General features: G+C 66.4%; 26 protein-coding genes. 7 read left to right on the top strand and 19 right to left on the bottom strand.

Translation table 11 applies throughout. The features are described from left to right. Positions 1-5 precede the first annotated feature (5 nt). Both rpsK and rpsM read right to left on the bottom strand, forming a co-directional pair. The gene (rpsK, locus tag FVE89_RS25045) at positions 6-395 is read right to left on the bottom strand and encodes a 30S ribosomal protein S11 (protein ID WP_010686167.1); all 390 of its coding nucleotides are present in this window, start codon (positions 393-395) and stop codon (positions 6-8) included. Between the two features lie 172 nt (positions 396-567). Continuing rightward, on the bottom strand, positions 568-936 hold the full coding sequence (rpsM, locus tag FVE89_RS25040; RefSeq protein ID WP_161392865.1) for a 30S ribosomal protein S13: 369 nt from the start codon (positions 934-936) through the stop codon (positions 568-570). Positions 937-1,186: 250 nt separating this feature from the next. Here rpsM and FVE89_RS25035 point away from each other — a divergent pair, with 250 nt between their 5' ends. Then, positions 1,187-1,543 carry a hypothetical protein gene (locus FVE89_RS25035; RefSeq protein WP_161392864.1) on the top strand — a complete coding sequence of 119 codons (357 nt, stop codon included), beginning with the start codon at positions 1,187-1,189 and terminating at the stop codon, positions 1,541-1,543. Positions 1,544-1,558: 15 nt separating this feature from the next. Here the strand turns inward: FVE89_RS25035 and FVE89_RS25030 are convergent, their stop codons facing one another. Beyond that, positions 1,559-1,789, bottom strand: coding sequence for a hypothetical protein (locus FVE89_RS25030; RefSeq protein ID WP_161392863.1), 231 nt, complete (start codon positions 1,787-1,789; stop codon positions 1,559-1,561). Between the two features lie 525 nt (positions 1,790-2,314). Between FVE89_RS25030 and FVE89_RS25025 the strand changes: the two genes are divergently transcribed. Further along, positions 2,315-3,403, top strand: coding sequence for a glycosyltransferase family 61 protein (locus FVE89_RS25025; RefSeq protein WP_161392862.1), 1,089 nt, complete (start codon positions 2,315-2,317; stop codon positions 3,401-3,403). A 9-nt stretch (positions 3,404-3,412) separates the two neighbouring features. Here FVE89_RS25025 and FVE89_RS25020 read toward each other — a convergent pair whose 3' ends face one another. The 16 genes from FVE89_RS25020 to FVE89_RS24945 form a co-directional block, all read right to left on the bottom strand. After that, complete coding sequence (locus tag FVE89_RS25020) at positions 3,413-4,015, bottom strand: adenylate kinase (protein WP_161392861.1); 603 nt, start codon at positions 4,013-4,015, stop codon at positions 3,413-3,415. A gap of 166 nt (positions 4,016-4,181) precedes the next feature. Further along, positions 4,182-5,528 (bottom strand): preprotein translocase subunit SecY, encoded by a 1,347-nt coding sequence (secY, locus tag FVE89_RS25015; RefSeq protein ID WP_161392860.1) that lies wholly within the window; start codon positions 5,526-5,528, stop codon positions 4,182-4,184. A 144-nt stretch (positions 5,529-5,672) separates the two neighbouring features. Then, positions 5,673-6,176, bottom strand: coding sequence for a 50S ribosomal protein L15 (rplO, locus tag FVE89_RS25010; RefSeq protein WP_161392859.1), 504 nt, complete (start codon positions 6,174-6,176; stop codon positions 5,673-5,675). A 10-nt stretch (positions 6,177-6,186) separates the two neighbouring features. After that, entirely contained in the window at positions 6,187-6,378 is a 192-nt protein-coding gene (gene rpmD, locus FVE89_RS25005; RefSeq protein ID WP_161392858.1) for a 50S ribosomal protein L30, read from the bottom strand. 12 nt (positions 6,379-6,390) lie between these two features. Continuing rightward, positions 6,391-6,978, bottom strand: coding sequence for a 30S ribosomal protein S5 (rpsE, locus tag FVE89_RS25000; protein WP_091715660.1), 588 nt, complete (start codon positions 6,976-6,978; stop codon positions 6,391-6,393). Between the two features lie 177 nt (positions 6,979-7,155). Continuing rightward, positions 7,156-7,518, bottom strand: coding sequence for a 50S ribosomal protein L18 (gene rplR / locus FVE89_RS24995; protein ID WP_012319174.1), 363 nt, complete (start codon positions 7,516-7,518; stop codon positions 7,156-7,158). A gap of 10 nt (positions 7,519-7,528) precedes the next feature. Then, positions 7,529-8,062 carry a 50S ribosomal protein L6 gene (gene rplF, locus FVE89_RS24990; RefSeq protein WP_161392857.1) on the bottom strand — a complete coding sequence of 178 codons (534 nt, stop codon included), beginning with the start codon at positions 8,060-8,062 and terminating at the stop codon, positions 7,529-7,531. Positions 8,063-8,084: 22 nt separating this feature from the next. After that, a complete protein-coding gene (gene rpsH, locus FVE89_RS24985; RefSeq protein WP_091715665.1) occupies positions 8,085-8,480 on the bottom strand; it encodes a 30S ribosomal protein S8 in 396 nt (131 codons plus the stop codon). Positions 8,481-8,490: 10 nt separating this feature from the next. Next, the gene (gene rpsN / locus FVE89_RS24980; protein ID WP_010686179.1) at positions 8,491-8,796 is read right to left on the bottom strand and encodes a 30S ribosomal protein S14; all 306 of its coding nucleotides are present in this window, start codon (positions 8,794-8,796) and stop codon (positions 8,491-8,493) included. A gap of 40 nt (positions 8,797-8,836) precedes the next feature. After that, positions 8,837-9,403: a 50S ribosomal protein L5 gene (rplE, locus tag FVE89_RS24975; protein ID WP_043348261.1), complete on the bottom strand. Its 567-nt coding sequence runs from the start codon at positions 9,401-9,403 to the stop codon at positions 8,837-8,839. Further along, positions 9,396-9,710 (bottom strand): 50S ribosomal protein L24, encoded by a 315-nt coding sequence (gene rplX, locus FVE89_RS24970; RefSeq protein WP_161392856.1) that lies wholly within the window; start codon positions 9,708-9,710, stop codon positions 9,396-9,398. The genes rplE and rplX overlap by 8 nt, the downstream gene beginning before the upstream one ends. Next, positions 9,710-10,078 carry a 50S ribosomal protein L14 gene (gene rplN, locus FVE89_RS24965; protein WP_010686182.1) on the bottom strand — a complete coding sequence of 123 codons (369 nt, stop codon included), beginning with the start codon at positions 10,076-10,078 and terminating at the stop codon, positions 9,710-9,712. The genes rplX and rplN overlap by 1 nt, the downstream gene beginning before the upstream one ends. An 804-nt stretch (positions 10,079-10,882) precedes the next feature. After that, the gene (locus FVE89_RS24960; RefSeq protein ID WP_161392855.1) at positions 10,883-11,260 is read right to left on the bottom strand and encodes a hypothetical protein; all 378 of its coding nucleotides are present in this window, start codon (positions 11,258-11,260) and stop codon (positions 10,883-10,885) included. 127 nt (positions 11,261-11,387) lie between these two features. Beyond that, positions 11,388-12,095 carry an amino acid ABC transporter permease gene (locus tag FVE89_RS24955; protein WP_161392854.1) on the bottom strand — a complete coding sequence of 236 codons (708 nt, stop codon included), beginning with the start codon at positions 12,093-12,095 and terminating at the stop codon, positions 11,388-11,390. Continuing rightward, positions 12,092-12,826: an amino acid ABC transporter permease gene (locus FVE89_RS24950; protein ID WP_342389599.1), complete on the bottom strand. Its 735-nt coding sequence runs from the start codon at positions 12,824-12,826 to the stop codon at positions 12,092-12,094. The genes FVE89_RS24955 and FVE89_RS24950 overlap by 4 nt, the downstream gene beginning before the upstream one ends. Before the next feature lie 13 nt (positions 12,827-12,839). Continuing rightward, entirely contained in the window at positions 12,840-13,643 is an 804-nt protein-coding gene (locus tag FVE89_RS24945) for an ABC transporter substrate-binding protein (RefSeq protein WP_161392853.1), read from the bottom strand. 810 nt (positions 13,644-14,453) lie between these two features. Here FVE89_RS24945 and FVE89_RS24940 point away from each other — a divergent pair. The 5 genes from FVE89_RS24940 to FVE89_RS24920 form a co-directional block, all read left to right on the top strand. Continuing rightward, complete coding sequence (locus FVE89_RS24940; RefSeq protein ID WP_161392852.1) at positions 14,454-15,068, top strand: DUF805 domain-containing protein; 615 nt, start codon at positions 14,454-14,456, stop codon at positions 15,066-15,068. Positions 15,069-15,439: 371 nt separating this feature from the next. Then, the gene (rpsL, locus tag FVE89_RS24935; protein WP_007557568.1) at positions 15,440-15,811 is read left to right on the top strand and encodes a 30S ribosomal protein S12; all 372 of its coding nucleotides are present in this window, start codon (positions 15,440-15,442) and stop codon (positions 15,809-15,811) included. A gap of 108 nt (positions 15,812-15,919) precedes the next feature. After that, positions 15,920-16,390, top strand: a complete 471-nt coding sequence (gene rpsG, locus FVE89_RS24930) for a 30S ribosomal protein S7 (RefSeq protein ID WP_012319183.1) — start codon at positions 15,920-15,922, stop codon at positions 16,388-16,390. Positions 16,391-16,420: 30 nt separating this feature from the next. Next, a complete protein-coding gene (fusA, locus tag FVE89_RS24925; RefSeq protein WP_161392851.1) occupies positions 16,421-18,496 on the top strand; it encodes an elongation factor G in 2,076 nt (691 codons plus the stop codon). 57 nt (positions 18,497-18,553) lie between these two features. Then, positions 18,554-18,718 (top strand): GTP-binding protein (locus tag FVE89_RS24920; RefSeq protein ID WP_246731177.1); only part of this gene is annotated, 165 nt, incomplete at its 3' end.

Here is an 18,718-nt window from a genome sequence, read left to right as displayed (position 1 = left end):
CTGGATCAGACGCGGCGGCGCTTGCGCGGCCGGCAGCCATTGTGCGGGATCGAGGTGACGTCGCGGATCGAGGTCACCGTGAAGCCCGCGGCCTGGAGGGCGCGCAGCGCCGATTCGCGGCCCGAACCCGGACCCGACACCTCGACCTCAAGGGTGCGCATGCCGTGCTCGGCGGCCTTGCGGCCGGCATCCTCGGCGGCGACCTGGGCGGCGTAGGGGGTCGACTTCCGCGAGCCCTTGAAGCCCATCGCGCCGGCCGACGACCACGAGATCGTGTTGCCCTGCGCGTCCGTGATGGTGATCATCGTGTTGTTGAACGAGGCGTTCACGTGGGCGACGCCCGACACGATGTTCTTGCGCTCGCGGCGGCGGACGCGTTGCGGTTCCTTGGCCATTCTGGTCTCACTCTTCCTTCAGACACGCCCGTAACACCAGGCGCTCGGGATTCTTTTAGGACTTGGCCGGCGCGTCCGTGCAGGATCGTCGTGCCAAAGCCGGGCTCCTCGCGGGGCACCCGGCGCGACGGGAAGGAGGCCGAGCAAAGCACGGCCTCCCAATCCCAGAAAATTACTTCTTCTTGCCGGCGATCGGCTTCGCCTTGCCCTTGCGGGTGCGGGCGTTGGTGTGGGTGCGCTGGCCGCGGACCGGCAGCTGCTTGCGGTGACGCAGGCCGCGATAGGCGCCGAGATCCATCAGGCGCTTGATGTTCATCGAGACTTCGCGGCGCAGATCGCCCTCGACGAGGTAGTCACGGTCGATCGTCTCGCGGATCGCGAGAACCTCGGCGTCGGTCAGCTGGTTGACCCGGCGCTCGGCGGGGATGTTCACCTTCTGGGTGATCTCCTCGGCCTTCTTGGCGCCGATGCCGTGGATGTACTGAAGCGCGATGACGACGCGCTTGTTGGTCGGGATGTTGACGCCTGCGATACGGGCCACGATCACTCTCCATATGGGACCCGGGGAACCGGGCCTGTCTTGTGCGCGTCCGGTGGAGGCCGGCCCCTGCGCACGCGAAACGACAACGCGGCCCGTGGGCAACCCTGGACAGGGTACCTCGGACCATCGTTCGGTTGGACGAAGGAGCGCCTGCTAGCGCGCATGCGCGGCGATGTCAACGAAGAATGGGCAGAACCCTGCCCGGCCATGCGTCGCGCGGTGCGACGCGTGAGGTGAACGAGGAGCGAAGATGGCGGTTCTGACCAGCGACGGTGCCACCCTGCGGGCCTTCGCCGATGCGGTGCTCCGCGCCGCGGAGGAGACGCTGGTGGAGGTCCTGCCGGTAACCCTGGCGGTGATCGGCGGCGTCCTGGCCGAGGCGGAGCCGGGGTCCGTCGCCCTCCAAGAGGGGGAGGATGGGCCGGGCCTGCTTTGGGCGACCTTCGCCGGGCGGCGGATGGTGTTCCGCTATAATGCGATGACGGCCATGATCGAACTGCGCGACGGCACCACGGAGGGCTATCCCCTCCGCCTGTTCGGCCATCGGTCGCTTCAGATGGATGTCGTGAACTTCTTCGGCAGCCTGCGCCGCGAGGGGCGGATCTGAGCGGAGTCCGGCAACTCAGCGGAAGCCCTGGTTGCGCAGCCGACAATAGCCGCCCGTGTTCTGGTAGCCGGCCGGGCAGCGGCGGACGCACGCGCCGGCCGCGAATTTCAGGGGTGGTCGGCAGGCGTGCCGGAACTGCTTCTGCCGATACACGAAGGATTGCGCCGGGCTCTGCGCCAGGGCCGGCAGGGACGAAACCACCAGGGCCGAGGCGATCACGCTCGTGAGCAGGTGCCGGAGGGTCATCGTGGACTCCAGAACGGGTTGCGCGGACAACGCCGCGTGCCGGTCGTGGTTCACGCCCCCTGTCCGCGCCGGGCTGCTCCACGCCTCCCGTGAAGTCGGCTGGGTTGCTGTGTGTTGTCCCGATGTTGCAGGGCACTTGCCGCCGGCTGGGCCGATAATCCGGCCCGCAGGATGACCCGGCTCATTTTCTTCTGTTTTATGATGCTAATATCCATACGTAGCCCCGTATCTCTCTAAATGTACAAGATATTTTTCGCGAAAACACATCTTTAGCGAATAAATAAAGCAAATTGACCGGCGTTCTGCCTGATACGGACATCTTGGCGTGTTCGGATCCGTCATTGTGTTATGTTGTCTAGCAAAATCAGCCATTTCGTTATTTGATTTATTATGGCGAGCGTGACGCTCATGGATGAGTCAAACGATCTTTCTTGCGATCCATCGATTTATAGAGCGGGCGGATTCCCCGGTGATCAACACCACCTCGAAGGTTTGCGAGCGCGAAAGGCGCCGGAAATCGTGACGGTGGCGACCCTCTACGAGCCGTCCCGGTACGGGCGCTCGCTCGATCAGGCGGCGATCTTCGGAGATGCCGCCCTCAAACCGCGCTTGGCGGCGGCCCTGGCGGCGGCGGGGGGCGGACCGGTCGTGGCGCCCGCTTGTGTCGTCGTCCGCATCGAGGGGGCCTGCATCCGCGACCGCGGCATCACCATCCAGCGAGACGGCGCCAGCCTGCCGCTGTTCGAGACCTATCGCCCGGCCGACCTGTACGCGGTCGGGATGCCCGGCCCCTGTCACGCCCCGCAGGTGCTGCCGGACACGCACGCGTATCTTCTGCTGACGTCCTCGGGCACCTTCAACTGGGGCCATTGGCTGGCGGAGGATCTTCCCCGCTTCCGGGCCGTCTCACGGATCGCCGCCGGCCGGCCGCTCTGCGTGCTCATGCACGGCTTCGTTCCAGCGATCGATCGCAGGAAGATCGAACTCATGCGCGCCCTCTCAGAACGCGCTGACGTGCAACTGCGCCTGCTCCGCCCGGATACCGCTTATCGCGCCGCGGACCTGTACTTCGTATCCCCGGTCAGCGGCCAGCCGGGTCCGAAGCATCCGGACGCGCTCGCCGACCTCGCGGCCGCCGGCGAAGCGCTGATTCGACGTCAGGCGAAGCGCTGGTGGCGCCTGATACCCGTCCGCCCGAAGCGGATCTTCGTGACGCGCCGCGCCGCGCGGGGCCGGGTACCGGTTGCCTGGGACGAGATCTGCACGCTGTTGCAGGCGCGAGGCTATCGGCCCTTCGATCCGGAGGGCGCCCCGGCGCTGGAGCAGGTCGCGGTCTTCGCCGGCGCGGAGGCCGTCGTCGGCTGCATGGGCGCCGCGATGGTCAACACGCTGTTCTGCCGGCCGGGAACGCCGGTGCTCCATTTGGCACCGGACAGCTTTCCCGACCCGTACTTCCTGGATCTCGCGGCCGCCCGAGGCCACCGCTACGGCGTCTGTTACGGGACGGCCCTCGACCCCACACGGCCGAGCCAGACGACCTACGTCCTGGATCCCGCCCATCTCGACAGAGCGCTCGCGTGGCTCGACGGGGGCGCTCAACGAAGCGCCGCCTGAGCCGCGCCGTCAGGACGCGACCGGCTCCGCATGCGGCTCCAGCAAGGCCATCAGGTCAGCCGTGACCTTGTCGATCGGCTGCATGCCGTCGACGGTCTGAAGCATGCCCTTCTCGGCGTAGTAGGCCGAGAGCGGTGCCGTCTGGGCGCGGTACGCCTCCAGGCGCTGCTTGAACACCTCCGGCGTGTCGTCCTTCCGCACGGCCTGGCCGCGGGCCAAAGTCTCCGCCGCGCGATTCTCGATCCGGCCGATGAGCGCGTCCTCGTCCACCTTCAGCTCGATGACGGCGGACAGCTTGAGCCCCTTGCCGGCCAGCATCTCGCCCAGCGCTTCCGCCTGCGCGACCGTGCGCGGGAAGCCGTCCAGGATGAAGCCGCGGCGGGCATCCGGCTCCTCGATCCGGTCGGCCACGATGCCGACGACGATCCGGTCGGAGACGAGGCCGCCCGATTCCATCACGGCCTTGGCCTCCAGCCCGACCGGCGTGCCGGCAGCGACCGCCGCCCGGAGCATGTCGCCGGTGGAGAGCTGCGGGATGCCGAAGCGCTGTACGATCCGCTCGGATTGCGTCCCCTTCCCCGCGCCGGGCGGCCCGAGCAGAATGATGCGCATGGCGTTATCCTCGTTCGACCCACGCTCCGTGGGCCCATCGGCAGTGGCGAAGCCTCCCTGGCATCGCCGGGTTCGGGATTTCTAGCGGGTCCCGGGCGCGGAGGCACCCGGACCTTTGTGCCAGAGGCGGGAGGTTCCTTGTTTCCGTCCCGTCTCTGTATCAGCCTCAGCGCCGACGTTGCGTGGTCGAGGCGCCACGCAGCTTGGCCTTCTTCACGAGGCCCTCGTATTGGTGGGCCATCAGGTGCCCATGGATCTGGGCCACCGTATCCATCGTGACCGAGACCACGATGAGCAGCGAGGTGCCGCCGAAGCCGAGGCTCGCCGCCGCGTAGGACGACAGGATCTCCGGGCACAGGCACACCAGGGTCAGGTACAGGGCGCCGATCACCGTGATGCGGGTCAGCACCTTGTCGATGAAGGCGGCGGTGCGCTCACCGGGGCGGATGCCCGGGATGAAGCCGCCATGCTTCTTCAGGTTGTCGGCCGTCTCCTGCGGGTTGAAGACCACCGCGGTGTAGAAGAACGTGAAGAAGATGATCAGCGCCGCGTAGAGCACCATGAACAGCGGCGTGCCGTGGCCGAGATAGGCCGTGACCGTGCCGAGCCAGCCGGTGGCGCCGCCATTGGCCGAGAAGCTGGCAGCAGTGGCCGGCAGCAGCAGCAGCGACGAGGCGAAGATCGGCGGAATCACGCCCGAGGTGTTGAGCTTGAGCGGCAGGAACGAGGTCTGGCCCTCGTACATGCGGTTGCCGACCTGACGCTTCGGGTAGTTGATCAGGAGCCGGCGCTGGGCGCGCTCCATGAACACGATGAAGTAGACGAGCGCCACGGCGGCCACGGCCACGCCCAGGATCACGGCCGGGGACAGCGCGCCGGTACGGCCCAGCTCAAGGGCGCCCGCGATCGCCACCGGCAGGTGGGCGACGATGCCGGCGAAGATGATCAGTGACGAGCCGTTGCCGATGCCGCGCGAGGTGATCTGCTCGCCGAGCCACATCAGGAACAGGGTTCCGCCGGTCAGCGTGATCACCGTCGAGGCCAGGAAGAACGGGCCGGGGTCGATGGCGGCCGAGGAACTCTGCAGGCCGATGGCGATGCCCCAGGACTGGACCAGCGCCAGCACCACCGTCAGGTAGCGGGTATACTGGTTGATGACCTTGCGGCCGGACTCGCCCTCCTTCTTCAGCGCCTCCAGGCTCGGGATCACCGAGGTCAGGAGCTGCACGATGATCGAGGCCGAGATGTAGGGCATGATGTTCAGGGCGAAGATCGCCATGCGCTCGACGGCGCCGCCCGAGAACATGTTGAACAGGCCCAGCACGCCGCCCGACTGCTGCTGGAAGTTGCGGGCGAACTGCTCCGGATCGATGCCGGGAATCGGGATGTACGTGCCCAGCCGGAACACCACGAGGGCGCCGAGGGTGAACCAGATGCGCTTCTTCAGCTCATCGGCCTTGGCGATCGCACCGAAATTGAGGTTGGCGGCAAGCTGCTCGGCGGCTGAGGCCATAAGCGTCGCGTCCTGGACATGTCGCCGGGCGAGTAGGCCCGGATGAAACGAAAAACGGCGGCCCGCGTGGTCGCAGGGCCGCCGCTCGAAGGATCTGCTTAAAGGGTGCGCCGGGCCCGTGCAACGGGTCCAGGCGTCGCCCCGTCAGGCCGAGGCCGCCTCGCTGCCGCCGCGGGTCGAGGCACCCTGGGCGTAGACGGTGGTGACCGAGCCGCCGGCCTTCTCGACCGCCTCGACGGCGGACTTGGAGGCGCGGGTGACCTCGAAGCTGAGCTTCGCGGTCAGCTCGCCGACGCCGAGCAGCTTCACGCCGTCGCGGGGACGGGCGATGATGCCGGCGGCGACAAGGCTCTCCACCGTCACGGTGGCGGCCTTGTCGAGCTTGCCCGCGTCGACCGCCTCCTGGATCCGGCCGAGGTTCACCTCGTTCAGGTCCTGGGCATAGAGGTTGTTGAAGCCGCGCTTGGGCAGGCGACGATGCAGCGGCATCTGACCGCCCTCGAAGCCCTTGATGGCCACGCCGGTCCGGGCCTTCTGACCCTTCACGCCGCGGCCCGCGGTCTTGCCCTTGCCGGAGCCGATGCCCCGGCCGACGCGCATCCGGTCCTTGGTGGCGCCGGGATTGTCGCTGATCTGGTTGAGCTTCATCGGGACCTCCTCACGCCACGTCGCCGTGGACGCGCACGAGGTGCGCAACCTTGCGGATCATGCCGCGCACGGAGGGGGTATCCTCCAGCTCGGACACGCGGTGGAGCTTGTTGAGCTTGAGGCCGATCAGCGTCTGGCGCTGGCTGGCCTCGCGGCGGATCGGCGAGCCGATCTGCTCGACGCGGAGAGTCTTGTTTGCCATCGGACCCTCCCCTTACGCGACCGCGGCTTCGGACTGGTCGGCCGGATCGGCATCGCGGCGACGCGACTGGAGCGTCGACACCTTGATGCCGCGGCGGGCCGCCACGGAGCGCGGGCTGTCCTCGTTCTTGAGCGCCTCGAAGGTGGCGCGCACGAGGTTGTAGGGGTTCGACGAACCCAGCGACTTGGCGACGACGTCCTGCATGCCGAGCGTCTCGAACACGGCGCGCATCGGGCCGCCGGCGATGATGCCGGTGCCCTGCGGGGCCGCGCGGAGGATCACCTTGCCGGCGCCGTGGCGGCCGTTGACGTCGTGGTGCAGGGTCCGGCCCTCGCGGAGCGAGACGCGGATCAGGCCGCGCTTGGCGGCTTCCGTCGCCTTGCGGATGGCCTCCGGCACCTCACGGGCCTTGCCGTGGCCGAAGCCGACGCGGCCCTTCTGGTCGCCGACGACGACGAGGGCCGCGAAGCCGAAGCGACGGCCGCCCTTCACCACCTTGGCGACGCGGTTGATGTGGACGAGCTTGTCCACGAATTCGCTGTCGCGCTCCTCGCGCTCCTCGCGGCGGCCGCGGCCCCCGCCCTCACGTTCACGTGCCATTTTTTGCAACCTATCTCACTAGCGCGGATCATCCGATCCGCTCGCTCGATCCCCTCCCCCTTGCGGGGAGGGGTTAGGGGTGGGGGTCGTGCAGGACCCAGCGTACCGGTTCCTTCTGCACCACCCCCACCACCGGCTCCTCCCCGCAAGGGGGAGGAGAGAGGCCCGTTGGAGGCCTTAGAACTCCAGGCCACCCTCGCGGGCGGCTTCGGCCACGGCCTTGACGCGGCCATGATAGATGTAGCCGGAGCGGTCGAAGATCACCTTCGTGACGCCGGCGGCCTTGGCGCGCTCGGCGACGAGCTTGCCCACCGCGGTCGCGGCGGCGACGTCGGCGCCGGTCTTGAGTTCGCCCTTGAGGGCCTTGTCGATCGACGAGGCCGAGGCCAGCGTCTTGCCGGCGACGTCGTCGATGACCTGCACGTAGATCTGCTTCGACGAGCGGAACACCGAGAGCCGCGGGCGGCCATTGGCGGCGGCCCGCAGCGCGCGGCGGACGCGCGCCTTGCGGCGATCGAGGGCTTCGAGCTTGCGAGACATGATGCCCTCCTTACTTCTTCTTGCCTTCCTTGCGGAAGATGAACTCGCCCGCGTACTTCACGCCCTTGCCCTTGTAGGGCTCGGGTCCGCGGTATTCGCGGATCTCGGCGGCGACCTGACCGACCTGCTGGCGGTTGATCCCGGAGATCGTGATCTCGGTGGGCTTCGGGGTTGCGATCGTGATCCCGGCCGGGATCTCGTATTCGATGTCGTGGCTGTAGCCGAGCGACAGCTTGAGGGCCTTGCCGGCCATCGCGGCGCGATAGCCGACGCCGGTGATCTCAAGCTTCTTCTCGAAGCCCTTCGATACGCCCTCGGCGATGTTGGCGATCTGCGCGCGCGACGTGCCCCACAGGGAGCGCGCCGGCTTGGACTGGTTGACGGGCTGCACCTCGATGGCGCCGTCCTTCATGGCCACGTTGACGAGGGCCGGAACGACGAACGACAGCTCGCCCTTCGAACCCTTCATCTTCACCGTCTGACCGGTGACCGTGGCGGTAACGCCGGCCGGCACGGGGACCGGCTTCTTGCCTACGCGAGACATGGGATAACCTCCTCCGTCCCGATCAGAACACGGTGCAGAGCACTTCACCGCCGACGTTGCGCTCGCGCGCCTCGTGGTCGGCCATGACGCCCTGCGGGGTGGAGACGATGGTGACGCCGAGGCCGTCGGCCACGTGCGGCAGCTCGCCGACCGACGAGTAGACCCGGCGGCCCGGCTTCGACACGCGCTTGATCTCGCGGATCACGGGGCGCCCGTCGTAGTACTTGAGCTCGATGGCGAACTCGGTGCGGCCGTTGCCGAGGTCGGTTGCCGCGTAGTCGCGGATATAGCCCTCGGCCTTCAGCACGTTCAGGACGCTGGCGCGCAGACGCGAGCCGGGGGTCTGAACGACGTTGCGACGGCGCAGCTGGCCGTTGCGGATGCGGGTGAGCATGTCGCCCACGGGATCGTTGACCATGGGGACCTCCTTACCAGCTCGACTTGACCAGGCCGGGGATCAGGCCCCGGTTGCCAAGCTCGCGCAAAGCCACGCGCGAGATGCCCATCTTGCGGTAGTAGGCGCGCGGTCTGCCGGTCATGCCGCAGCGATTGCGGATGCGGGTGGCCGACGAGTTGCGCGGCAGTTCCGCGAGCTTGAGGCGCGCCTCGAAGCGCTCCTCCATCTCGAGGGCGTCGTTGTTGGCGATCTCGAGGAGCGCCTTCCGCTTGGCCGCGAAGCGCTTCACCAGCGCCTTGCGGGCCTCATTCTTCTCGACTGAGCTTTTCTTCGACATATCGTCTATCTCCGGTGTCCGCGTCTGAAGCCGTCAGGCTTCACTGCCGGAACGGGAACTTGAAGGCGGCGAGCAGGGCCTTGGCCTCGGCATCGGTCTTGGCGGTGGTCGCCACGACGATGTCCATGCCCCAGGTCTGCTCGGCCTTGTCGTAGGAGATCTCCGGGAACACGAGGTGCTCCTTGAGACCCAGCGCGTAGTTGCCGCGGCCGTCGAACGAGCGCGGGTTCAGGCCGCGGAAGTCACGCACGCGCGGCAGCGCGATGGTGATCAGCCGGTCCATGAACTCGTACATGCGCTGCTTGCGCAGCGTCACCTTGCAGCCGATCGGCATGCCCTCGCGGACCTTGAAGGTCGCGATGGCCTTGCGGGCGCGGGTGATGACCGGCTTCTGGCCGGCGATCAGGGCGAGGTCGCCCGCCGCCACGGAGGCCTTCTTGGAATCCGCGGTGGACTCGCCGACGCCCATGTTGATCACGATCTTCGTGATCTGCGGCACTTCCATCGGGTTCTTGTAGCCGAACTCTTCGATCAGCTTCTGGCGAACCACTTCGTCGTAGTGCTTGCGCAGGCGCGGGGTGTAGGCGTTCTTGTCGGCCTCAGCCATCGATCTGATCCCCCGTGGTCTTGGCGAACCGGACCTTGCGCCCGTCTTCGAGGATGCGGAAACCCACGCGGGTCGGCTTGCCGTTGGCATCCGCCACCGCGATGTTCGAGAGCTGGATGGCGGCCTCCTTGGAGATGATGCCGCCCTCCTGGTTCTGGGTCTGCTTCTGGTGCTTCTTGACCAGGTTGATGCCGCGCACGAAGGCCCGGCCTTCCTTCGGCAGAACCTGGATAACCTCGCCGGAGCGACCCGAGTCGCGGCCGGTGAGCACGACGACCGTGTCGCCCTTCTTGATCTTGGCAGCCATTACAGCACCTCCGGAGCCAGGGAGATGATCTTCATGTGGTTGCGGGCGCGGAGCTCGCGCGGAACCGGTCCGAAGATACGGGTGCCGATCGGCTCCTTCTGATTGTTGATCAGAACGGCGGCGTTCTTGTCGAAGCGGATCACCGAACCGTCGGCGCGCTTCACGTCCTTGGCGGTGCGGACCACGACCGCCTTCATGACGTCGCCCTTCTTGACGCGACCGCGCGGGATCGCCTCCTTGACGGAGACGACGATCACGTCGCCCACGCCGGCATATTTGCGCTTCGACCCGCCGAGGACCTTGATGCACATAACGCGGCGTGCACCCGAGTTGTCGGCGACGTCCAGATTCGTCTGCATCTGGATCACGTGCGTGACTCCTTGTTTCAGGCGGGTTTCCGCACGCGGGCGGTATTGCCCGGCGGACGACGCCTGATGGGGATCTGACGTCCCCGGCTCATGTGTTCGACCGCGCTGGCGGTGTCGAAAGGACACCGGCGCGGTCACCGCGTTCACAGGGTGCGAGCACCCATCGAATTTCTCGCGAAGGCCGGGCGGATACTACGGGCGGACCCGGAAGGCAAGCCGAGCGGCGGGATTTTCGGCGCCACCGCTCATGACGCGTGCCCTTTCCTGGACAGGTGGAGCGGCAGCGGAACCTGATCCGGGAACCAGGACGAGAAGCGCCGCGCGCGCGGCACGGGCTGATCCAGGCAGACGCTTCGCGACGTCGTGTGCTGCACGGTACACGACAGCACCGCATGGCAAGCGCATCGGGCGGTCCCACTCTCGACCTCATCCTGAGGTGACCGCGAAGCGGGCCTCGAAGGAGGGCTCCAGCCAGCCGCGCGATCCCTGAAGGGCTCCTTCGAGGTCTGCGCTACGCTCCGGCACCTCAGGATGAGGTGGAGGGTTGGACAGCCGGTCCGGGGCATCCGAATGTATGCCGTGGACCGTGTGTGCTGGCTCCCGGGTCGCATTCTGCTGGCGCTACATGCGCCCGGGACAGGGGCGGCGGTTGATCTTGCGCCGAGCTTCATGCCGACAGGTGGGCCGACAGCCGAACCTGCTGGCGCCTATCGCGAGGATCGGCCACCGGAGCGGCGCGACCAGACAAAAAGAGCCGGTGCGCAGATCTGCACACCGGCCCATATCCCGCAACGGCGATTCGGCTCAGGCCGGCTGGCCGGCCGATTCGAACAGGAATCCGTCGAGGCTCGGGATCGTCACCGACGCGCCGCAGGCCGGTTTCGACAGGCGCCAGGGCCGCTCGCCCCGGGCGCGGATCGCCTCGGACGGGCGCAGGCGGCGCATGGTGCCGTCCTCCCGCACCTCCTCGATCGCCAGGAAGCCGTAGACCTGCAGGCGCGAGGCCGTGAGCTTGGTGGCGCGATCCTCGGCGGCCAGGATCATGCTGCCGGTGGCGTAGACCGCATCCAGCAGAGAGCGCTGCTCGCTGCGCCGCCGGTCGCGCGCGTCCCGCTCGCCCGGTGCCTGGGTAGGAAGGGGCCGCCGAAACGGCACGACGTTGCTGACCGCGACGCAACCCATACGCAACACCCTCGACGCGCACTCAGGGGCGGTCCGGCCGCCCGTTGATCGCGACATTTCGACGGTTTGCTTTAAACTTCCGTAGACCAAGGCGGGGCGCCCCTGCCCCGATCCGGCACGCCGGGGGTTATGCGGGGGTGGCGCGGCTCAGCCGCGGGGCCCGCCGAGCCCCCTGCGCCAGCGCCGCCGCCAGCCGATCGAGGGTCAGGCAGAGCGCGCCGTAGACCGCGCCGATGAAGAGGAAGATCTCGGCCGGGTAGACCATCGCGCGGTTGTTCACCTGCGCGGCCACGAAGGACAGCTCGGGCACGCCGATCACGTAGGCGAGCGACGTGTCCTTGATCAGCGCGGTCCATTGATTGACGAAGGACGGCGCCATGGCGCGCAGCGCCTGCGGCAGGACGATGGTGCGCAGCACCTGCCAGCGGCCGAATCCCAGCGCGAGGCCGGCCTCCCACTGGCCGCGGCCGATGCTCTCGATCCCCGCCGCGACCCCGTAGGCGAGGTAGGCGCCGCCGACGAGCGCGAGCGCCGTCACCACGGTGCCGATCTCCGGAACCGACACGCCGAACAGGATCGGCAGCAGAAAATAGCTCCAGAAGATCAGCATCACGATCGGGATCGCCCGGAAGAAGCCGAGTCCCAGGACGAGCGCCCGCCGCGCCGCCCCTGCGCTCATCGCGAGCCCGATCCCCAGGATCAGCCCGAGCGCCGCCGAGGCGAGACCCGAAAGGCCGGAGAGAATCAGCGTCAGCGCGAGCCCGCCGACCGGCCCGTCGGGCCAGGCTCCGACCAGCAGGTAGCCGAGATTGTCGGTGATGACCGCGCGGTTCATGCGCGTGACCCGGCGGGCGCTGCGCGGCGGGCCAGGGCCTGCCCGCCCGCCTCCACCAGGGCGACCGCGCCGATATAGAGGAGCGTCGCGATGCCGAAGGCCTGGAAGGTCTTGAACGTCTCGGTCTCCACCTGCCGGGACGCGTAGGACAGTTCGGCGAGTCCGATCGTCATGGTCAGCGACGTGTTCTTGATCGTGTTGAGGTACTGGCCGACGATCGGCAGCCACGCGATGCGCAGGGCCTGCGGCAGGACGATGTGGCGGAAGGCCTGGATCGGCGTGAGGCCCAGGGCGAGGGCCGCCTCCCGCTGGGCGGGCCGCACGCCGTTGATCCCGGCGCGGCCCTCCTCGGCGATATAGGCGGCCGCGTAGAGCGTCAGGCCGACGAAGCCGGCCAGCGTCTCGTAGGCGGGCCAGTGCAGGGCGCCGAACCCCAGATCCAGGGTGTGCGGCGTGTTCAGCCATCCGGTCAGGCCGCTCGGCAGAAGGGCCGCGACCGCAAAATACCAGACGAAGAGCTGCACCAGCAGGGGCGTGTTGCGCACGAGGCCGATGAAGCCCGCCACCGCGCGCCGCGCCGCGGGGCCGCCCACCTCCCGCAGGCAGCAGGCCGCGAGTCCCAGCACCGTGCCGGCGAGGCAGACAGCCGCCGACAGGGCCAGGGTGATCCCGAAACCCTGCAGCAGCCAGACGAGGTAGCGCGGCGCCAGAAGATCGCCGAACAGGCTCACGGCGTCGATCCGATCAGTCGTGTTCCCCGATCCGGAACAGGCGCGGCAGCGGCTGCTCGGTGTTCGGGCCGAACCAGCGGTCGTAGATCGTGGCTGCCTTGCCGCTCTTCTCCAGCTCCCGCAGCGTCTCGTTCACGAGGTCCCGCAAACGCGTCTCGCCCTTCGGGATGCCGACGCCGATATAATCGTTGGAGATGCTGAAGGCCGGGATCTCGTAATTCTGCCGGTCCGGCACCTTCGCCAGCAGCCCGACGAGCTTCGGCCCGTCCTGGGTGATCGCCTGGACGTTGCCGTTTCGCAGGGCCGTGAACGCGAAGGGCGTATCGTCGAAGGCGACCACCATGGCCTTCGGGAAGTCCCGGCGCAGCACGATCTCGTTGGTGGTGCCCTTGTCGGCGCCGATGCGCAGGCCGTTCAGCTGATCGGGCGACGACAGCGTGCCCTTCTTGGCCAGGAATTGCTGGCCGGAGGCGAAGTACGGGATGCTGAAATCGAGTTGCTTGGCCCGCTCCTCGGTGATGGTGAAGTTCGCCAGCACCAGATCGACCTTGCCGGAGGTGAGCAGCGGGATGCGATTCGCCGGGTTGGTCGGCCGGACCTCCAGCTTCACGCCGATCTTGTCGGCGATGGCCTGGGCGAAATCGACGTCGAGCCCGGTGATCTGCTTGGTGGCCGGGTCCACGGAGCCGAAGGGCGGGTTGCTGTCGAAGGACGCGACGCGCAGGACGCCGTCCTTCTTGATGTCGTCGAGGCGGTCGGCCTGGGCCGCGCCCACCGACAGGAGGGTTGCGACGGCAAAAGCGAAAAGTTTACGCACTCAAGTCTCCATTTGGTGTGATGAGGCGGGTGCCGGCAGGCGGTATGTCGCCAGGTCTATTGACGAGCGGCGGGGCGGCGGGGCCGCGTACTCCGTCCGCCAAGCGGATGGCGCGATCTGGTGCGCCCGCGGGACCGGATCGCTGAATCGGTTCCCCTCCGAGGATGTACTCTTCACCAAGCAGAAATTTTTCTATCAATATTTTGGATTTTTTCGGCCCTCGTAACGCTTTGACTCTCTTCGCGCCAACAAAAAGTCTAGTTTTAATGCATAAAAAATTTTAGATAACCTGCAATATCCGCCATCTCTCTGAAATAAGTCTCGCAGATTTCCCGAACAGCGATGCAAATAGCATGGAAAAATTTAGAGCTGCAATCAATAGGACAGTATTCCATTTGTGCGCCATCATGTAGAACGCCGATTTCGCTCCGCGGTGCTGGCTAGCGTCGATGTCCTTGGCCGCTTGCTCGCAATTGGCAGGCATCTTTCCGAGAACGGGATAGCGCTGTTGCTGGGATTCGGATCGCAACGCACGAAAGCATATCTGACAACGTCGGCCGTGATGTCAAATCGAGTATTGACCGAATTATTGCTCTCGATTCGCGTCGTGGCAGTTTATATCTGCGTAAATTTGCAATATGCGCGAAATAATGGTAATATAAAGATCTCTTGGGTTTTTATTCCAAATTTCCAAGAAATCCACATGTTGACGACAAAAATTTCTTGTTCGATTTTCTGTGATATCCGCACCGGCAAAGCATCGTGCGGGCAATGAGGGTTTTGCGAGAGATGCGCGGGAATGTATTGGCAATGCCAAATGCCGACAAGCTCGGTGTGATTTCAGGCGATGACGGTCAGCGCTATAATTTTTTAGAGAGCGAACTACATGGCCCCCCGGTCAGACTCGGACAGACGGTGGATTTCATTGCCCGTGACGGGGGCGCGTCCGAGATCTATCCCGTCCTCGGGCGGGCGGCCTCGTCGGTGCCGGCCGTCGCTGAGGTGCTCGCGCGGCGGGATTGGGCGGCGTTCTACCTCAGCCCATCTGGCCGCGTCGGGCGAAGCGATTACTGGCTGTTCGGCGTCCTCGTTTTGCTGGTGGTCGATGCCGTTCTGGGTCTCATCCCGGGACTTAACGCTATCGTCTTCATTGTGACCGCGTGGTGCGGTTTGGCCCTGCTGATCAAGCGTTGTCACGATGTCGGGCGTTCCGGCTGGTGGAGCCTGATCGCATTCCTCCCGCAACTGGTGCTCTTCGTCGCGACACCGGCCGCTCTCTTCTCGAAGCACGGCGGCGGCGCCGCGATAGTCGCCGCAGTTGCGAGCTTGGCGGCAATTGTCTGGTTCATCGCGTCGGTTCTCGTGAAGGCGGGCGATGCGGGGCCGAACCGCTTTGGTCCAAGCCCCAACGCCGTCAAAGCGTAGGAGCGCCATCAGGTCCCGCTGGGCGCGCTCGTTAGACGTATGGCTGCCCAGACGCGCGGTCGGAAGAATATTTACGCAAGCCGTTGACCGGCTGCGCTAATGCGTCTAGAAGCGCGCCACTTCGGACGGCCACCGGCTGCCGACGGCCCCCTCGGACATGCTCCGGACGCCGCCGCAAACGCCCCGCGCGCTCCGAGGAATCAAATCGCCTGACGCTGTAAGTCAGATCCGTAGGTATGAGCGCGTTCGGTTTCGGGCGTGCTCCTCTGCCCACACCGCGCCGAGGGGCTCTGACCAGCCCTCCGGCGCATATTCGTTTTGCGGACTGCTCTTCGCGGTCCGGACTAGGTGACCGAGGAAGAGGGCACAGGATGCCGACGATCAACCAGCTGATCGCCCAGCCGCGGAAGATCCAGCGGAGCCGCAACAAGGTTCCGGCGCTTGACGCTTGCCCGCAGAAGCGCGGCGTCTGCACCCGCGTCTACACGACGACCCCGAAGAAGCCGAACTCGGCGCTCCGCAAGGTCGCCAAGGTGCGGCTCACCAACGGCTTCGAGGTGATCGGCTATATCCCGGGTGAGGGCCACAACCTTCAGGAGCACTCCGTGGTGATGATCCGCGGCGGCCGCGTGAAGGATCTTCCGGGCGTGCGCTACCACATCCTGCGCGGCGTGCTCGACACGCAGGGCGTGAAGAACCGCAAGCAGCGCCGGTCGAAGTACGGCGCCAAGCGTCCGAAGTAAGTTCTTTCGGACGTCACGTTTCCACTGCCTGACAAGGATGTCGCCGGCGAAAGCTCAAGGCGGCCTGCGTCAGGTGCTTAAGACCATATTGTTCGAGAGCTGAAGCCAATGTCCCGTCGTCACTCAGCCGAGAAGCGCGAGATCATCCCGGACCCGAAATACGGGGACGTGGTGCTGACGAAGTTCATGAACTCCATCATGTACGAGGGCAAGAAGTCGACCGCCGAGCGGATCGTCTACGGTGCCTTCGACATCGTCGAGAACCGCGCCCGGGCCAACCCGATCGAGGTGTTCCGCGCCGCCCTCGACAACGTCGCCCCGATGATCGAGGTCCGCTCCCGCCGCGTCGGCGGCGCGACCTACCAGGTTCCCGTCGAGGTCCGCACCGAGCGCCGTCAGGCGCTCGCCATCCGCTGGCTGATCCAGGCCGCCCGCTCGCGCAACGACCGCACCATGGTCGAGCGCCTCTCGGCCGAACTGCTCGACGCCGCCAACAACCGCGGCAACGCCGTCAAGAAGCGCGAAGACACGCACCGGATGGCGGAAGCCAACCGCGCCTTCTCGCACTACCGCTGGTAAGCGGTTCCGCCGTCTCTCAGGAGCAATCCGATGCCCCGCACGCACGCGATCGAGGACTACCGTAACTTCGGCATCATGGCCCACATCGATGCCGGCAAGACCACGACCACGGAGCGGATCCTCTACTACACCGGAAAGTCCCACAAGATCGGCGAGGTCCATGAGGGCGCCGCCACCATGGACTGGATGGAACAGGAGCAGGAGCGCGGCATCACGATCACGTCCGCCGCGACGACCTGCTTCTGGCGCGACAAGCGCCTGAACATCATCGACACCCCCGGCCACGTGGACTTCACCATCGAGGTGGAGCGCTCGCTGCGCGTGCTCGACGGCGCCGTGTGCGTGCTCGACGGCAACCAGGGCGTCGAGCCGCAGACCGAGACCGTGTGGCGTCAGGCCGACAAGTACGACGTGCCGCGCGTCGTGTTCGTCAACAAGATGGACAAGATCGGCGCCGACTTCTTCAAGTGCGTGGCCGACATCATCGACCGCGTCGCCGGCAAGCCGGTCTGCCTGCAGCTGCCGATCGGCTCGGAGTCCAACTTCCAGGGCGTGATCGACCTCATCAAGATGAAGGCGATCGTCTGGTCGGGCGAGGCGCTGGGCGCGAACTACAGCGAGGTCGAGATCCCGGCCGACCTGAAGGATCAGGCCGTCGAGTATCGCACCAAGCTGGTCGAGGCCTGCGTCGAGCTCGATGACGACGCCATGTCGGCCTATCTCGACGGCACCGAGCCGGACGAGGATGCCATGCGCAAGCTCGTGCGCAAGGCCGTGCAGCTGCGCGCCTTCCATCCGGTGCTCTGCGGCTCGGCGTTCAAGAACAAGGGCGTGCAGCCGCTCCTCGACGCCGTCGTGGACTACCTGCCCTCCCCCGCCGACCGCGGCGAGATCAAGGGCATCGACTTCAAGACCGAGGAAGAGACCGTCCGTCACCCGACGGATTCAGATCCCTTCTCCATGCTCGCGTTCAAGATCATGGACGATCCCCACGTCGGCACGATCACGTTCTGCCGCGTGTACTCGGGCAAGGTCGAGTCGGGCGCCAACGTGCTCAACTCCTCGCGCGACAAGAAGGAGCGCGTCGGCCGCATGCTGCTGATGCACGCCAACAACCGCGAGGACATCAAGGAGGCCTATGCCGGCGACATCGTCGCCCTGGCCGGCCTCAAGGAGACCCGCACCGGCGACACCCTCTGCGATGCGCAGAAGGCCGTCATCCTCGAGAAGATGGAGTTCCCGGAGCCGGTGATCGAGATCGCCGTCGAGCCGAAGTCGAAGGCCGACCAGGAGAAGCTCGGCATCGCGCTCGCGAAGCTCGCCGCCGAGGATCCGTCCTTCCGCGTCTCCACCGACCAGGAATCGGGCCAGACCATCCTCAAGGGGATGGGCGAGCTCCACCTGGACATCAAGGTCGACATCCTGCGCCGCACCTACAAGGTCGACGCGAATATCGGCCAGCCGCAGGTGGCCTACCGCGAGAAGCTGACCCGCCGTCAGGAGATCGACTACACGCACAAGAAGCAGACTGGCGGTACCGGCCAGTTCGCCCGCGTGAAGTTCGTGGTCGAGCCGAACGAGCCGGGCGCCGGCTTCTCGTTCGAGTCGAAGATCGTCGGCGGTGCGGTGCCGAAGGAGTACATCCCCGGCGTCGAGAAGGGCCTCAACTCGGTCCTCGGCGCGGGCGTGCTCGCCGGCTTCCCGGTGGTGGACGTGAAGGTCGAGCTGATCGACGGCGCCTACCACGACGTCGACTCGTCGGCGCTGGCCTTCGAGATCGCCTCCCGCGCGGCCTTCCGTGAGGCCCTGCAGAAGGGCGGCTCGGTCCTGCTCGAGCCGGTGATGAAGGTCGAGGTCGTCTCGCCGGAAGAGTATACCGGCTCGGTCATCGGCGACCTGAACTCCCGCCGCGGCCAGATCCAGGGCCAGGACATGCGCGGCAACGCCAACGTCATCAACGCGATGGTGCCGCTGGCCAACATGTTCGGCTACGTCAACAACCTGCGCTCCATGTCGCAGGGCCGGGCGAACTTCACGATGCAGTTCGACCACTACGAAGAGGTGCCGCGCGGCGAGGCCGACAAGGTCATCGCCAAGTACGCCTGAGGCTCACGCCTAGGTATCTCTTCTTCCGCAACGCGAATTCGAATTTAGGAGGCTCTGATGGGCAAGGAAAAGTTCTCCCGCACCAAGCCGCACTGCAACATCGGGACGATCGGCCACGTCGATCACGGCAAGACGTCGCTGACGGCGGCGATCACGAAGGTGCTGGCTGAGACGGGCGGCGCGACGTTCACGGCCTATGACCAGATCGACAAGGCGCCGGAG

Origin of the sequence: Methylobacterium sp. 2A, from assembly GCF_009806555.1 — a bacterium.
Lineage (GTDB): Bacteria > Pseudomonadota > Alphaproteobacteria > Rhizobiales > Beijerinckiaceae > Methylobacterium.
The sequence above is the reverse complement of the archived record's forward strand: the minus strand, read 5'-3'. Positions and strand labels throughout refer to the sequence as shown.